Source organism: Antarctobacter aquimaris (assembly GCF_900184945.1).
Lineage (GTDB): Bacteria > Pseudomonadota > Alphaproteobacteria > Rhodobacterales > Rhodobacteraceae > Maliponia > Maliponia aquimaris.
Genome location: NZ_FXYF01000007.1, coordinates 62,616 through 78,085, shown reverse-complemented (window position 1 = coordinate 78,085; position 15,470 = coordinate 62,616). Strand labels below are relative to the sequence as shown.

Sequence of the window (15,470 nt, the reverse complement as noted above, 5' to 3'; positions counted from 1 at the left end):
CGCATTTCGCTTTGACGCCGCGCCGGTTTGATTTACCTTTTCGAAAACCTAGATGCAGGATTTCGAAAAATGATACCGAACATGCACGACGCCGAACCGATCCCGGCCGAGGCCCGCGCCGAGATCGACCGCCTGCTGACCTCCGGCGACCTGTTTCGCTATACCGCGCCAGAGGACGCGCCCGTCGCCCTTCTGGAGCGCGAGTTCGCCGAGTACATGGGCGCGAAATACGCGCTGGCTGTGTCCAGCTGTTCCGCCGCGCTGTTCCTGTCGCTGCTGGCGCTGGACCTGCCGCGCGGCGCACGCGTGCTGATCCCCGGCTTTACATTCGCGGCGGTGCCCTCGTCCATCATCCACGCGGGCATGGTGCCGGTGCTCTGCGAGGTGGGCGAAGACTACCGCATCGACATCGCCGATTTCGCGGCCCGCCTGCCCGGGGTCGACGCGGTGATCGTCAGCCACATGCGCGGCCACACTTCGGACATGGACGCGATCCTGGCCCTGTGCGACGCCGCTGGCGTGCCGGTGGTCGAGGATGCGGCGCATTCGCTGGGCACCACCTGGCACGGCCGCCGGATCGGCACGCTGGGCAAGGTCGGCTGCTTCAGCTTCCAGAGCTACAAGCTGGTCAACGCGGGCGAAGGCGGCATCCTGGTCACCGACGACGCCGAACTGGTGGCCCGCGCGGTGATCCTGTCAGGCGCCTATGAGCACAACTGGAAAAAGCATCTGGCCCACGGTGACAACACCGGCGCGCTGGCCGCCGCCTTTGACCGCTGGCAAAACCGGCTGCCGCTCTACAACCTGCGCATGTCGAACCTGTCGGCTGCGGTGATCCGGCCGCAGATCGCCCACATCGACCGCCGCGTCGCGGACGGGCGGCGCAATCATGACCACGTGGCCGCGCGCATCGCCCGCAGCCCCTGGATCGAGGTGCCCGCCAAGCTGGCGCCAGAAGAGCGCGCGCCCGACTCGCTGCAGTTCAACCTGACCGGCATGAGTGACGACGAGGTCCGCGCCTTCGCCGCCGCGGCAGAGGCGCAGGGCGTCAAGGTGCAGGTCTTTGGCCTGAGCCGGGACAACGCGCGCGCCTACTGGAACTGGGGCTTCCTGCCCGAGATGCCGGACCTGCCGCGCACCCGCGCCATGCTGATGCGCGCCTGCGACACCCGCCTGCCCGCCCGGCTGACGCCGCAGGACTGCGACGCGGTCGCCGGGGCATTGGTGCAGGCTGCCGCCGAGGTCAAGCCGCCGCCCAAGGTCTACGGCACCTGAGCGGGCCAGGCGTTCTTTGGTTTGAAAAATACCTCGGGGGAGTCGCGCATCGCGCGACGGGGGCAGAGCCCCCGCCCCGCCGGGATCACTTGTCCAGCTTGGACAGCTTGCGCTGCAGGTCGGCAAGCTGACGCTTGATCGCGTCAAGGTCGTCCTTGCCCTCGGCGGCGGGCTTCTTCTCGCCCTCTGCGCCGGGCACGCGGGCGCCGGTCATGGCCTTCAGAAAGGCCTCTTGCTGCGCCTGCATCGCCTCCAGGCTCTTGGCCATCGGATTCATCGAGTTGACGTTCTCCAGCCACTTGGACTGGCTGTCTCGGAACATCTCGAAGCTGGCCGCCAGGAACTGCGGCACGACGCTGGTGGCCTGCGTAGTGTAGCTGCGCACGAGATCGGTCAGAACGCTGATCGGCAGGACGCTTTCGCCCTTGCTTTCATGCTCGGCCACGATCTGGAGCAGGTATTGGCGCGTCAGGTCGTCGCCGGATTTCAGGTCCACGATCTGCACCTCGCGGCCATCCCGGATGAACCCGGCGATGTCCTCGAGCGTGACATAGTCCGAAGTCTCGGTGTTGTAGAGCCGCCGACTGGCGTAACGCTTGATCAGAAGCGGTTTTTCACTCTCGGCCACAGGCGTACCCCTCCCGGCATTCATGCGTTGCAGCAAATCTTATGCGAGCGCAGAAGAAAAGGAAAGCCTGCGGGCGGTTAATTCGCATTTTTCAAGCGCTTGGTCAGAACAGGCTGCCCTGTTCCGGCGGCTTGTCCTGGCCGCCCTTGCGCGGTGCGGCACGACCGCCCAGGCGCAGGGTGCCATCCTGGAATTCGATCTCCAGTCCGCTCGCGGCCTCGGCGCCGGCCTTGGTCGTGACCACCTTTCCGTCGCCGCGCACCACGGCGTAGCCGCGGCGCAGCGTCTCGCGGTAGCCCAGCGTTTCGAACAGGCGGCCCAGCGCATCCAGCCGGCGTGCCAGGTCGGACTGCCGCTGGTTCTGCGCCTCCTTCAGCCGCCGCGACAGCGCCTCCAGCCGGTCGCCCTGAGCGGCGATCTCGCGCAGCAGGGGGCGCGGGGTCAGCCGGTCGGCGCGCCGCGCCAAAGCCTCGCTCCGCGCCTTGACCAGCCGGTCCAGCGCCGGGGCCAGCCGCGCAGCACGGTCGTCCAGCCGCTTGCGTTCAGCCGCGATGGCGCGCGACAGCACCGAGGGGCGCAGGCTGCCGGTCCGCTCCGACAGCGCCAGCCGCCGCTTGTCCACCAACCGGTGCAGCGCCTGCGGCAGCCTGTCGCCCATCACGTCCAGCCGCTGGCGCGGCCCATCCAGAAGCTCTTCGGGGCGCGGCAGGGCGCGGGTGAGGTCGCGCAGGCGCTGGCCGCGCACATCGACCCGCTGTGTCATGGCCCGGGCCATGCGCGACCCGAAGTCACCCACCAGCCCGATCAGTTCCAGCCGCACCGGCACCGCCAGTTCGGCCGCTGCTGTGGGGGTCGGCGCGCGCCGGTCGGCCACGTAGTCGATCAGCGTGGTATCCGTCTCGTGCCCCACGGCCGAGATCAGCGGGATCTCCGAGGCCGCCGCCGCCCGCGCCACGATCTCCTCGTTGAAGCCCCAGAGGTCCTCGACCGACCCACCGCCGCGCGCCACGATCAGCAGGTCCGGCCGCGGCAACGCGCCGCCCGGTTGCAACCGGTTGAACCCGGCAATGGCGCGCGCCACCTCTGGCGCGCAGGACGCGCCCTGCACCGCCACCGGCCAGATCAGCACCTTGCGCGGGAACCGGTCGCGCAGCCGGTGCAGGATGTCGCGGATCACCGCTCCGCTGGGCGAGGTGACGACGCCGATGATCTCCGGCAGGTAGGGCAGCGGCTTTTTGCGGGCGGCATCGAACAGCCCTTCGGCCTGCAACAGCGCCTTGCGCTTTTCCAGCATCGCCATCAGCGCGCCTGCGCCCGCGGGGCGGATGTCCTCGATCACGATCTGGTACTTGGACTGTCCCGGGAAGGTGGTCAGCCGCCCGGTGGCGATGACCTCCATGCCTTCCTCCGGCTGGGTCGGCAGCCGCGAGGCCACGCCTTTCCACATCACCCCCGAGATCACCGAGCGGTCATCCTTGAGATCGAGGTAGACATGCCCCGAGCGCGGCCGCGACACGCGCCCCACCTCGCCGCGCACCCGGACAAAGCCGAACTCGCCTTCGATCACGCGTTTGACCGCGCCTGAAAGCTCGCTGACGGTGAACTCCGGCGTGTTGCCCGTGCCTTCGTCCTCGATCAGGTCCATTGCTCACGCCCCGCTTGCCCTTGCCTCGCGGCAACCTTAAACGACCCGAAACCGCCGGGAAAGCCGCCCCAGGCTTCTTCTCTTTCCAAATACGCCCGGGGCGCGCCGGTCCTGCCGTGACAGGGGGCGCTGGAAACAAGTCCCTCCCCGGCCCGCAAAAGGAGTGCGCCTGTGAACATCCTCATCCTTGGCGGCGGCGGTCGCGAACATGCGCTGGCCTGGGCCACCTTGCAGAACCCGAAGTGCGACAAGCTGATCGTCGCACCCGGCAACGCGGGCATCGCGATGATCGCCGAATGCGCCGACCTCGACATCGAGGACGGCGGCGCGGTGACCGAGTTTGCCGGCGAAAACGCCATCGACCTGGTGATCGTCGGCCCCGAGGCGCCGCTGGCCGCCGGGGTCGCCGACCGCCTGCGCGAGGCCGGCATCCTGGTCTTCGGCCCCTCCGCCGCTGCTGCCCGGCTGGAAGCCTCCAAGAGCTTTACCAAGGAGATCTGCGCCGCGGTCAACGCGCCCACCGCCGGCTATGGCCATTTCACCGAGGCGGAGGCCGCCAAGGTCCATGTCCGCGAACAGGGCGCGCCCATCGTGGTCAAGGCCGACGGGCTGGCCGCCGGCAAGGGCGTGATCATCGCCGAGACGGTGGCCGAGGCCGAGGCCGCCATCGACGACATGTTCGGCGGTGCCTTTGGCGGCGCGGGCGCCGAGGTGGTGATCGAGGAATTCATGACCGGCGAAGAGGCCAGCTTTTTCGTGCTGGTCGACGGCGAGACCTGCCTGCCCATCGGCACCGCCCAGGACCACAAGCGCATCGGCGAGGGCGACACCGGCCCCAACACCGGCGGCATGGGCGCCTATTCCCCGGCCCCGGTGCTGACCGACGCCATCGCGCAAAAGGCGCTGGACGAGATCGTCCGCCCGACGATGGCGGAAATGGTGCGGCGCGGGATGCCCTACCAGGGCGTGCTCTACGCCGGGTTGATGATCGAGAACGGGCAGCCCCGGCTGGTGGAATACAACGTCCGCTTCGGCGATCCGGAATGCCAGGTGCTGATGCTGCGGCTGGGTGCGCAGGCGCTGGACCTGATGCACGCCTGCGCCGAGGGGCGGCTGGGCGAAGCAAAGGTGACCTGGGCCGAGGATCACGCCATGACCGTGGTCATGGCAGCAAAGGGCTACCCCGGCAGCTACGTCAAGGACACCGAGATCCGCGGCCTTGACGCGCTGCCCGAAGACAGCTTTCGCATGATGTTCCATGCCGGCACGCGCCAGGACGCCGGCAAGGTGTTGTCCAGCGGCGGGCGGGTGCTGAACGCCACGGCGCGCGGCGCGACGCTGGCCCAGGCGCGCGATCGCGCCTACGCCATGGTCGAAGCGGTCGACTGGCCCGAGGGCGTTTACCGGCGCGACATCGGCTGGCGGGCGCTTGGCTGACCGCTGGAGCTTTCGCCCGGCCGCGCTGCGCGCACGCGCCGAGTGGCGACTGGACGGCGATGTCCTGACCGGTCCGCAGGGTCGCGGCGACCTGGGCCAGGTCGAGCGGGCTGTCTTTGTCGAAACGATCCTGCGGGGCACCCGGATGCGGCGTCTGGACCTCGTCGGCCCCGAGGGGCTGACCCGCATCGCGCTCAATTGCAGCGCGTTGCTGCCGCCGGACGATCCTGACCGCGCCGCGCACCGCGCACTGTGCCTTGCCGTTGCCCGGAGGCTGGCTGAACGGACCCCGGACCTGCCGGTCGCCCTGGCCGAAACCGGCGCGGTGCGGGCCCTCTGGTTCGGGATTGGGGTGATGTCCATGCTCGCCGGTCCGGGGATCGGCATCGCCGCATTGGCCAGCGGCGTCAGCACTGACCGCCTGCCCGCCATGGCGTTTCCGGTCCTGCTGCTGGGTGCGCTGGGCGCTGTCCTGATGTGGTCCAACCAGCCATGGAAGACAGCGCCAACCGTTCCGGTCTCGGTCCTGCCGAAACTGATCGAAGCCATGGACGGACCGGCTTGATACGCCCAACAGGGCGGACATGATCCCCACTGACGCAAGGACCGAAGCCCGCCGGGATCTGCGACATGAAACGCGGGCCCCGGGGCGCACTGTGCACAGTGCGTTTCTTCTTGGCCGAAATACCTCCGGGGGTAAGCCCCGGACTTGCTCCGGGGCGCGTGGGCAGAGCCCCCTGCCCGCCCGACCTCAGGCGCGCGGCGTAATCACCGCCGCCTCAGTCACGATCAGGTCAAGCGGCTGGTCGGTCTCTTCCAGCGGCAGCGCGTCGTCCTCCTGCGCGGCAAAGGCAAAGCCCACGGCCAGGGTCGGCCGCCGGGTGCGCAGCATCTGCAACGTGCGGTCGTAGAAACCACCGCCATAGCCCAGCCGCCCGCCGCGCCGGTCAAAGGCCACCAGCGGCACGATCAGCACCTCCGGCTCGAAGTACTCCAGCAACTCGGGCACCCTGGCCCCGAAAGGTCCGTCCACCAGCGCGCAGTCCGGCTCCCAGCGGGCGAACTTCAGCGGCTGGCCCTTGCCCTGGATCACAGGCACGCCGACCGGGCCATGGGCGGCCGCCTCGGCCATCGCCGGGGTCGGGTCGATCTCGGTCCGGATCGGCAGGAACCCCGACAGCGGCGCGCCGCGATAGCCTGCCAGCACCTCGCTCAGCTTTCCCGCCGCGCCCGGCAATTGCGCCTCAAACGCCAGCTTGCGGCGCTGGAACGCCGCCTTGCGCGCGGCGGCCTTGCGTTCGTCCAGCGTCACAGCAGCACCACGACGGCAAGGCCCAGGAAGGCAAAAAAGCCCACAACATCCGTCACCGTGGTCACGAATGCCCCCGAGGCCAGCGCCGGGTCGATGCCCGCCTTGTCCAGCACCACCGGGATCACGATGCCGGCCAGACCCGCAACCACGAGGTTCACCACCATCGCCGCCGCGATCACCCCGCCCAACTGCGCCGAGCCAAACCAGAGCAGGCCGACGATGCCCATGATCACCGCAAAGGCGATGCCGTTGATCAGCCCCACCGCCACCTCGCGGCGGATGACCCGCCAGATGTTGGCGGTGGTCAGGTCGCGGGTGGCCAGCGCCCGCACCGCCACGGTCAGCGACTGCGTCCCGGCGTTGCCGCCCATCGAGGCGACGATCGGCATCAACACCGCCAGCGCCACCACCTGGGTGATCGCCTCCTCGAACTGCGCGATGACCAGCGAGGCCAGCACCGCGGTCAGCAGGTTGACCGCCAGCCAGGGAAAGCGCCGCTTGGTCGTGTCGATCACCCGGTCGGACAGGCGGCTTTCGCCGTCCACACCGGCGAGGCGCAGGATATCCTCCTCGTTTTCCTCGTCCAGCACGGCCATGGCGTCGTCGATGGTGATCACACCGACCAGCCGGTCGTTGTCGTCGACCACCGGGGCCGAGATCAGATGGTACTGGTTGAAGGCATAGGCCACGTCGCCTTCGTATTGTGTCACCGGGATGGTGTGAAAGGTCTCCTCGGTGATCGACCGCAACAGCACGTCGCGGCGCGACGACATGATCTTGCCCAGTGTCACGTTGGCCACCGGGCGCAGCTTCGGGTCCACCAGGATGACGTGGTAGAACTGTTCCGGCAGGTTGTCCGAGTTGCGCATGAAGTCGATGGCGTCGCCCACGCTCCAGTGTTCCGGCGCCATGACGACCTCGCGCTGCATCAGGCGGCCGGCGGAGTATTCCGGGTAGGTCAGCGACTGGCGGACAGCGGCGGCGTCGCCGGCCTCCAGCGCGCCAAGAATGGCGTCCTGCTGCGGCTGGTCGAGGTCCTCGACCAGGTCGACCACGTCGTCGGTGTCGAGTTCGCGCACAGCGTCGGCCAGCACCTCGGGGTGGAGGATGCCGATCACCTCCTCGCGCAGCGTCTCGTCCAGTTCGGACAGGATATCGCCGTCGAATTCCTTGCCGTAGAGGTGGATCAGCCCCAGGCGGTCGTCGGAATCGATCTGTTCCAGCAGGTCGGCGATGTCGGCCGCGTGCAGCGGCTCCATCAGCTCGATCAGCCGGTCGCGGTCGTCCATCTCGACGGCGTTGAGAATCGCGGCAATGGCCTTGCGGTCCAGCGTGTAGGCGTCCTCGCGGTCGTCCGCTTCTTCCCGTTCCAGCTCAAGCTCTTCTGTCATGGCCTGCTCTCCACCTGTACGCTCCAGACACTAGGACATGCCTTGGCGGGGCGACAGGGGCAACGGCGATTTACCTTTCCCCGCGGCACTTCTAGGCTTGCGGCATGAGCACGCGACACCTGCACCTGGGCCAGACCCTGCGATTCACCGCATCGCCGTTCGAGGCAGGGCCGGAGGCCGCCCTGCACGAGGGTTCCGGGGCCCTCGTGGTCGACGACGGCCGCATCGTGCAGGTGGGCCGGGCCGAGGATCTGCGCACCGGCGATTACGCCTCGGTCACGGATCACGGGGCCGCCTTGCTGCTGCCCGGGTTCATCGACGCCCACGCGCATTACCCGCAGACCGGCATCATCGCCAGCTGGGGCAAGCGGCTGATCGACTGGCTGAACACATATACCTTTCCCGAGGAAATGCGCTTTGGCGATCCCGCCTATGCGGGTGAAGTGGCGGGGCGCTACCTGGACCTGCTGCTGGCCAACGGGACGACGACGGTGTGCAGCTATTGCACGATCCACCCCGAGTCGGTCGACGCCTTTTTCACCGCTGCCGAGGTGCGCGGGATGCGGGTGCTGGGTGGCAAGACCTGCATGGACCGCAACGCGCCCGAGGGTCTGCGCGACACCGCCCAGCGCGCCTATGACGAAAGCCGCGCGCTGCTGGAGCGCTGGCACGGGCGGGGGCGTGCGTCCTACGTCATCACGCCGCGATTCTCGCCCACCTCGACGCCCGATCAGCTGGCGGCGCTGGGCGCGCTCTGGGCCGAGCACCCCGACTGCCTGATGCAGACCCACCTGAGCGAACAGACCGACGAGATTGCCTGGGTCAAGTCCCTGTTCCCGAAAGCGCGCGACTACCTCGACACCTATGAACGCTTTGGCCTGCTGGGCGGCAACGGCCTCTACGGTCACGCCATCCACCTGGAGCCGCGCGAACGCGACCGGCTGCGCGAGGTGGGGGCCGCACTGATCCATTGCCCGACCTCGAACACCTTCATCGGCTCGGGCCTGTTCGACATGGACGGGCTGACACGCGAGGGGCACCCCGTCGGGCTGGCCACCGACACCGGCGGCGGGTCGTCGTTTTCCATGCTGCGCAGCATGGCGGCGGCCTACGAGATCGCGCAGTTGCGTGGCCGCGCCCTGCACCCTGCGGAACTGCTCTGGCTGGCGACGGCAGGCTCGGCGCGGGCACTACGGCTGGAAGGCATGATCGGCGCGCTGGAGCCGGGGCTTGAGGCGGATTTCATCGCTTTGGACCTCGGCTCCACCCCCGCCATCGCGCAGCGCAGCGCGCGCGCCGGGGACATCTGGGAGGCGCTGTTTCCGACCATCATGATGGGCGATGACCGCGCCGTGGCGGCGACCTACGTGGCCGGCCGGCGGGTGTCCGCGTCGGGCTGAGCCGCAAACCGACGGGAGGCGTGGACGCAGGTCGTGAACGACTCAGCAGGCGCGGCCCAGCACCATGACCCAGATGTCGCCTTCGCCGCGCACCAGCCCGAATTCCGTGGCATTTGCGCTCAGCATGTTGCGGCGGTGGCCCGGCGAGGTGGCCCAGCCGTCCATCACCTCGGCCAGCGACCGCTGCCCGCGGGCGATGTTCTCGGCGATGTAGCAGGGGCTGTAGCCGGCGCGGCGGGCGCGGTCCATCACCGTGCTGCCGTCCGAGCCGGAGTGATCGAAGAAGCCGCGCCGCGCCATGTCGCGGGCATGGGCGCGGGCGGCCTTTTCCAGCGCGGGCGATACGACCAGGGGCCCCAGCCCGTTGTCCGCCCGAAAGCCGTTCAGCGCCTGCACCCCGCTGCTGGTGCTGAAGACCGCGCTGCCCGGCGCCGCTGCGACCGGAGCGGGCAAACCCCGTTCCGCCCCGCGCCAGGCGCCACAGGACGCCACGAGGGTGCAGAGACCCAAAACCAAGAGCAGACGCATGTCGTCCTCCCTGTCAGACCGCCTCCGACAGCCGCCGTGCCAGCCGGTTCTGCGTGTCGATGGCGCGCTCCAGGTCAAAGCTGACCACCTGCCCGTCCTCGACCACCGGGCGACCATCGACGAAAAGGTATCGCACGCGCTGCGGCCCGGCCAGAAGCAGCGCCGCCGGGTCCCAGCTTCCGGCACTTTCCAGCCCACGCACGTCCCACAGCGCCAGGTCGGCGCGCTTTCCCACGGCGATCTGGCCGCAGTCAGGACGGCCCAGCACCTCGGCCCCGCCGCGGGTGGCGATGCGCAGCGCCTCGCGCGCGCTCATCGCGTCGGCCCCCCGCGCCACCCGCTGCAACAGCATGGCCTGCCGCGCCTCGTCCACCAGGTTGCCCCGGTCGTTGGAGGCCGAACCATCGACCCCCAGCCCCACCTTGACGCCCGCATCGCGCATCGCCCGGACCGGGGCGATGCCGCTGCCAAGCCGGCAGTTGGAGCAGGGACAATGGGCGACGCCCGTCCGCGACCGCGCAAAGAGGTCGATCTCGGCTATGTCCAGCTTCACGCAATGGGCGTGCCAGACGTCGTCGCCGGTCCAGCCCAGCTCCTCGGCGTATTGCCCGGGGCGGCAACCGAACTGCGCCTGGGAATAGGCCACGTCCTCGTCGTTCTCGGCCAGGTGGGTGTGCAGCATCACCCCCTTGTCGCGCGCCAGCAGGGCGGCATCGCGCATCAGGTCGCGGCTGACCGAAAAGGGCGAACAGGGCGCGACGCCGACGCGGACCATCGCCCCCTCGGACGCATCGTGAAAGGCATCGATGACGCGGATGCAGTCGTCCAGGATGGCGCTTTCGCGCTCCACCAGGCTGTCGGGCGGCAGGCCCCCCGCGCTCTCGCCGATGCTCATGGCGCCGCGCGTGGGGTGAAAGCGCAGGCCGACCTCGCGCGCCGCGGCGATGGTGTCGTCCAGCCGCGCGCCGTTGGGAAAGAGGTAGAGGTGGTCCGAACTCATCGTGCAGCCCGAAAGCGCCAGCTCCGCCAGCCCGATCTGGGCCGAGGTGAACATCTCCTCGGGGCCGAAGCGCGCCCAGATCGGGTAGAGCGTCCGCAGCCAGCCAAACAGCAGCGCGTCCTGCCCCCCCGGCACGGCCCGGGTCAGCGTCTGGTAGAGATGGTGGTGGGTGTTCACCAGCCCCGGCGTGACCACGCAGGAGGACGCATCAACGATCCGCCCTCCGGTCAGCCCGGTGCCGATCTCGGCGATGATGCCTCCGCTCAGGCGGATGTCGACACCGGTTACCTCGGACCCGCCGTCGTCCATGGTCAGGACGGTGTGCGCCTTGCGCAGGATGATGTCGGCTGCGGTCATGCGCGCCCCTCACACAGGCCCCTTTTCGGTGAGAGACAGGCCGCAAGCGCGCCGGAAAAGGGGAAGGACGCGCGCCCGCGCGACCGGATGCTACCCGCGGCCGCCTAGCAGGTCCAGCGCGGCGGCGTGGACCGCCGGGTTGGCGGCGGCGATGACGCGGCCGCCCTCGTGCGCCGGACGCCCCTGCCAATCCGTGACGATGCCGCCCGCCGCCTCGATCACCGCGATGGGGGCGAGGATGTCGTAGGCGTGCAGCCCGGCCTCGATCACCAGGTCGATCTGCCCGGCCGCGACCAGGGCGTAGGCGTAGCAATCCATGCCGTAGCGGACCAGCCGCACACGTTCGGCCACGCGCAGGAAGCCGGCGCGCTCATCCTCGGTGCCGACCTCGGGAAAGGTGGTGAAGAGGATCGCGTCCGCCAGCGCGGCGGTCCTGCGGGTGCCCAGCGCGCCGCCGCCATGCGGCCCGGCAAAGTCGGCAATCCCCAGGCCGCCGCGAAAGCGTTCCCGCGTGTAGGGCTGGTCGATCATGCCGTAGATCGGGCCTGTAGCGTCACGCACCGCGATCAGCACGCCCCAGGTGGGGGTGCCGGACAGGAAGCCGCGCGTTCCGTCGATGGGGTCAAGAACCCAGGTCAGCCCGCTGTCGCCGCCGCGCGCGCCGAATTCCTCGCCCAGGACAGCATCGTCCGGGCGGCGGCGGGACAGGACGTCGCGCATCGCCTGTTCGGCGGCACGGTCGGCGGCGGTCACGGGGTCAAAGGCCCCCGGCGCAAAGGCTGCCTTGTTATCGGCGGCCAGGCCGGGTTGCCGGAAGTAGGGCAGAATGGCCTGACCGGCCGCGTCAGCCATGACTTCTGCGGTGTCTATCAACTCATTCGCGAGTGACTGCGGTATAGCGACCATGCGTCCCCCCTGTGCCCCTCTACAGGGGGCTACAGCAGGGACGTCACAGGCTCAAGCCACGTCGGACAGGACGCGGGCCAGTTCGAACAGGCGGCGGCGCTGGTTTTCCGGGATGGCGTAGTAGGACCGCACGAGGTCCAGCGCTTCCTTGTCGCCCATGATGTCGGCGGGCACCTTCTCGCTGGCAGAAGAGTCCGAAGCCTCGGTTTCGATTCCCTCGAAGAAGAAGCTGACCGCCACATCCAGAGCGTCCGCGATGTCCCAGAGCCGAGACGCGCTGACACGGTTCGCGCCGGTCTCATACTTCTGAATTTGCTGGAACTTGATGCCGACACGCTCTGCCAGTTGCTGCTGGGTCATGCCGACCAGCCAGCGACGGTGACGGATGCGTTTGCCGACGTGGACGTCTACGGGATGGGCCATCTGTGTTGTTCCTGTACAATGGGTGTACCAGATGAGCCAGAAAGCGTCCCCGATCCCTGAACCCGGCATCATCCTGCACGTCTATGGACTGATGTGCTACATCATAACCGTGCCAAAAATCAAGTCACTCAACCACCTATTGATAGTAAACAGACTGTGGAAACACGACAAAGTTGAACCGGAACCGTAACCGATCGTACACTTTTGACGCGAACCGGCGGTCGTCCGGCGCTTTGCCTAGGCGGCAATCTCGGCTAGGCAGGGGCGGACACTGCCGGAGAACCCCATGCGCGCCTATCACGTCACCGACCACGAGACACCGCCTGTCCTGACCGACATCCCGGTCCCCGCGCCGGGTCCGGGCGACCTGCGCGTGCGCATCGCCGCCTGTGGCCTGAACTTCGCCGACCTGCTGATGCAGAAAGGCACCTACCAGGACACGCCTGCCCTGCCCTTCGTGCTGGGCATGGAGGTGGCCGGCACGGTGGATGCGCTGGGCGACGGGGTGTCCGGCTTTGCCATCGGCGACCGGGTCGCGGTGTTTGGCGGCCAGGGCGGGCTTGCGGAATATGGCTGTTTTTCCGCCGCCCGTGCGGTGCACCTGCCCGAAAGCATGGGCTGGGTGGACGCGGCGGCCTTTCAGATCGCCTATGGCACCAGCCATGTAGCGCTGGAGCACCGCGCCCGGATGCAGCCGGGCGAGACGCTGCTGGTGCTGGGGGCGGCGGGCGGTGTCGGGCTGACCGCGGTCGAGATCGGCAAGCTGATGGGCGCCACGGTCGTCGCCTGTGCCCGCGGCGCGGACAAACTGGCCGCCGCCAGGGCCGCCGGGGCGGACCACCTGATCGACGCCGCCACGCAGGACATCCGTGCCGAGATGAAGGCGCTGGGCGGCGCCGACGTGGTCTACGACCCGGTGGGGGGCGAACAGTTCACCGCCGCCTTCCGATCATGCAAGCCCGAGGGGCGCATCCTGCCCATCGGCTTTGCCAGCGGCGAGGTGCCACAGGTCAAGGCCAACCACCTGCTGGTCAAGAACCTGTCGGTGCTGGGTGTCTACTGGGGCGGCTACCTGGCGTTCCGGCCGAAGGTGCTGACCGACTCGCTGGCGCAGCTGATGGCCTGGCACGCCCAAGGCAGGATCAAGCCGCACGTCAGCCACGTCCTGCCTCTGGACCAGGCGGCCGAGGGGATGGAATTGCTGCGCAGCCGCAAATCCACCGGCAAGGTGGTGATTGCCATCGACGTCTGACGCCCGCGCGCCCTAGTTTCGCCACAGCGCGGCATTACCTCTCTGTCCGCGCCAGAACACAGGCCAGCAGACTGGGAGGCCGACCGCCCATGCCCCGGCACACCGCCCGCGCCATGCCGCTGCGCCGCCTCGGCGCCGCACCGATCCCATGCGCCAGTGACCCGAGACCGGCATGAGCCACGCCGCCCGCACGCTGCCCTTCGTGCTGGCCATCCTGGTGCTGCTGGCGCTGGGTGCCGCGGCGCTTGCACAGCCGCAGGCGATGCTGGCGCGCGTGGCGTTCCTCGCAGGGTCGATCGAGACTCGAGACTGGCTGATGCGCGGCTTTGGCACCGGGCTTCTGGCGGTGGCGCTGGCGCTCTGGATCGAGGCGCGCTGGGCCTCGGGAAGCGCGGTGCGCCTGCCCCTGCTGGCGCTCGTCGGGCTGCTGTCGGCCAGTTTCCTGCTGTACTGCCAGCAATTGGCCGGCTGGTGGATCGACGATGCCGGCATCACCTTTGCCTATGCCCGGTCCCTTGCCGAGGGCGCAGGCCTGACCTTTCAGCCCGGCGCACCGCCGACCGAGGGCTATTCCAGTTCCGTCTGGATGGCGCTTCTGTCGCTGGCCCACCGCGCGGGCCTGGATATCCCGCAAGCGGCCAAATACGGCGGCACCGCGCTGGCGCTGGGAACGCTGTGGATCAGCCTGCTGTGGGTCTGGCGCACCACCGAAAGCGCCGCCGCCATGGCGCTGACCGCCGCCGCCATCGGCGCCGCGCCCACGGTCGTCTGGGCCGTTTCGGGGCAGGAGCACGCGCTCCAGGCACTGTTGTTGCTGCTGGCGGCCTTCACCGCCGCCCACCTGCGCCGCTGGCGCCTGCCCGTCGCGCTGCTGCTGGCCGTGCTGGTCTGGACCCGTCCGGAAACGCCGCTGCTGGTGATCGCGGTGTTCCTGGCGGCGCTGTTCCTGTCCCGCGCCGACGAGGGCCGACTGCTGTTCTGGCGGACGCTCATGCTGGCCGCGATCCCCTTTGCCGCCTTCGTCGGGCTGATGGCCTTCCGGATGCAGTATTTCGGCGATCCTTTCCCCAACCCCTACCATGCCAAGACCTCGGCCAGCAGCCTTGCCGGGTTGGTCAACCCGTTTGGCGGTGGCTGGCACTATGTCTGGAGCGGGTTGCAGGACAGCGGCCTTCTGCTGTTGCTGCCGCTGGCGCTGATCGTGGGATCGGGCGACAGCGTGCCGCGCCGCTGGGTCGGTTTTGCGCTGTTGCTGGGACACGGGGCCTTCGTGATCTGGGCCAAAGGCGACTGGATGGGCCAGTACCGGTTCCTGATGCCGGTGCTGCCGCTGATCGTGGTGCCGGCGGTGCTGGCCATCGACCACGGGTTTTCTGTGCGGGCGCGCGCCTGGCTGTGCAGCATCACGGCCATTGCGCTGTTCGCCAGTACCCTGACCGAGGTCGACCGATTTGACGCCGAACCCACCACACCGCTGGCCGTGGTGTCCGAGATCGGCCGCACCTTTGCCCAGGTGGCGACCCGCATGGGCATCGCCGACCCGGTGCTGGCGCATCACGATGCTGGCGCCATCAGCTATGAGCGCAGCATCGGCCTGGTCGACCTGGGCGGGCTGGTCGACCGCGAGGTGGCGCGCAACATGGCGGATGCGGATTTCCTGCGCACCTACATCTTTGACCAGAAGAAACCACTGTTCATCTTCGGCGCGCGCAACTTTGCGGCGGCGTCCGGATTCCTCGACGGGCCGGAGCTGGCGCGGGACTACGTGCCGCTGAGTTTTCCCAACCACCCGATCATGGCCAGCGACTACTCCCACATCCGCCGCGACGCGGTGCAGGAGTCGCCGGGGATCGAGTTGATCCGCGACGCGACCGGCACGCTGACCGGGGTCGTGGTGCAGAGCCCGGACAACTGAG

14 protein-coding genes are annotated in these 15,470 nt (G+C 68.9%); 6 read left to right on the top strand and 8 right to left on the bottom strand.

The annotated features are described in order from the left end of the window. Positions 1-81: 81 nt before the first annotated feature. The gene (locus tag MAA8898_RS13725; RefSeq protein WP_176445163.1) at positions 82-1,275 is read left to right on the top strand and encodes a DegT/DnrJ/EryC1/StrS family aminotransferase; all 1,194 of its coding nucleotides are present in this window, start codon (positions 82-84) and stop codon (positions 1,273-1,275) included. Positions 1,276-1,360: 85 nt separating this feature from the next. On the opposite strand, the gene phaR is transcribed toward MAA8898_RS13725, so the two are convergent. Together phaR and xseA are read right to left on the bottom strand one after the other, a co-directional pair. Then, on the bottom strand, positions 1,361-1,903 hold the full coding sequence (phaR, locus tag MAA8898_RS13720; protein WP_094021602.1) for a polyhydroxyalkanoate synthesis repressor PhaR: 543 nt from the start codon (positions 1,901-1,903) through the stop codon (positions 1,361-1,363). Between the two features lie 103 nt (positions 1,904-2,006). Further along, the gene (xseA, locus tag MAA8898_RS13715) at positions 2,007-3,548 is read right to left on the bottom strand and encodes an exodeoxyribonuclease VII large subunit (RefSeq protein WP_094021601.1); all 1,542 of its coding nucleotides are present in this window, start codon (positions 3,546-3,548) and stop codon (positions 2,007-2,009) included. Between the two features lie 171 nt (positions 3,549-3,719). Between xseA and purD the strand changes: the two genes are divergently transcribed. Next, on the top strand, positions 3,720-4,985 hold the full coding sequence (gene purD / locus MAA8898_RS13710) for a phosphoribosylamine--glycine ligase (protein ID WP_094021600.1): 1,266 nt from the start codon (positions 3,720-3,722) through the stop codon (positions 4,983-4,985). Continuing rightward, positions 4,978-5,550 (top strand): hypothetical protein, encoded by a 573-nt coding sequence (locus MAA8898_RS13705; RefSeq protein WP_094021599.1) that lies wholly within the window; start codon positions 4,978-4,980, stop codon positions 5,548-5,550. Before purD ends, MAA8898_RS13705 begins: the two co-directional genes overlap by 8 nt. Before the next feature lie 186 nt (positions 5,551-5,736). Here the strand turns inward: MAA8898_RS13705 and MAA8898_RS13700 are convergent, their stop codons facing one another. Both MAA8898_RS13700 and mgtE read right to left on the bottom strand, forming a co-directional pair. Then, the gene (locus MAA8898_RS13700) at positions 5,737-6,297 is read right to left on the bottom strand and encodes a 5-formyltetrahydrofolate cyclo-ligase (RefSeq protein ID WP_094021598.1); all 561 of its coding nucleotides are present in this window, start codon (positions 6,295-6,297) and stop codon (positions 5,737-5,739) included. Continuing rightward, positions 6,294-7,688: a magnesium transporter gene (gene mgtE / locus MAA8898_RS13695; RefSeq protein ID WP_094021597.1), complete on the bottom strand. Its 1,395-nt coding sequence runs from the start codon at positions 7,686-7,688 to the stop codon at positions 6,294-6,296. Before mgtE ends, MAA8898_RS13700 begins: the two co-directional genes overlap by 4 nt. A 104-nt stretch (positions 7,689-7,792) precedes the next feature. Between mgtE and guaD the strand changes: the two genes are divergently transcribed. Further along, complete coding sequence (gene guaD / locus MAA8898_RS13690; protein ID WP_094021596.1) at positions 7,793-9,088, top strand: guanine deaminase; 1,296 nt, start codon at positions 7,793-7,795, stop codon at positions 9,086-9,088. A 42-nt stretch (positions 9,089-9,130) separates the two neighbouring features. On the opposite strand, the gene MAA8898_RS13685 is transcribed toward guaD, so the two are convergent. From MAA8898_RS13685 to MAA8898_RS13670, 4 genes are all read right to left on the bottom strand, one after another. Continuing rightward, complete coding sequence (locus tag MAA8898_RS13685; RefSeq protein ID WP_094021595.1) at positions 9,131-9,616, bottom strand: CAP domain-containing protein; 486 nt, start codon at positions 9,614-9,616, stop codon at positions 9,131-9,133. Positions 9,617-9,629: 13 nt separating this feature from the next. Continuing rightward, positions 9,630-10,973 (bottom strand): 8-oxoguanine deaminase, encoded by a 1,344-nt coding sequence (locus MAA8898_RS13680; RefSeq protein ID WP_094021594.1) that lies wholly within the window; start codon positions 10,971-10,973, stop codon positions 9,630-9,632. A 90-nt stretch (positions 10,974-11,063) separates the two neighbouring features. Beyond that, on the bottom strand, positions 11,064-11,879 hold the full coding sequence (locus MAA8898_RS13675; RefSeq protein ID WP_094021593.1) for an inositol monophosphatase family protein: 816 nt from the start codon (positions 11,877-11,879) through the stop codon (positions 11,064-11,066). A 51-nt stretch (positions 11,880-11,930) separates the two neighbouring features. Next, positions 11,931-12,302, bottom strand: a complete 372-nt coding sequence (locus MAA8898_RS13670) for a helix-turn-helix domain-containing protein (protein WP_094021592.1) — start codon at positions 12,300-12,302, stop codon at positions 11,931-11,933. Between the two features lie 286 nt (positions 12,303-12,588). Between MAA8898_RS13670 and MAA8898_RS13665 the strand changes: the two genes are divergently transcribed. Next, positions 12,589-13,554 carry an NADPH:quinone oxidoreductase family protein gene (locus tag MAA8898_RS13665; protein WP_094021591.1) on the top strand — a complete coding sequence of 322 codons (966 nt, stop codon included), beginning with the start codon at positions 12,589-12,591 and terminating at the stop codon, positions 13,552-13,554. Between the two features lie 172 nt (positions 13,555-13,726). After that, positions 13,727-15,469: a DUF8728 domain-containing protein gene (locus MAA8898_RS13660; protein ID WP_094021590.1), complete on the top strand. Its 1,743-nt coding sequence runs from the start codon at positions 13,727-13,729 to the stop codon at positions 15,467-15,469. Position 15,470: the final 1 nt, after the last annotated feature.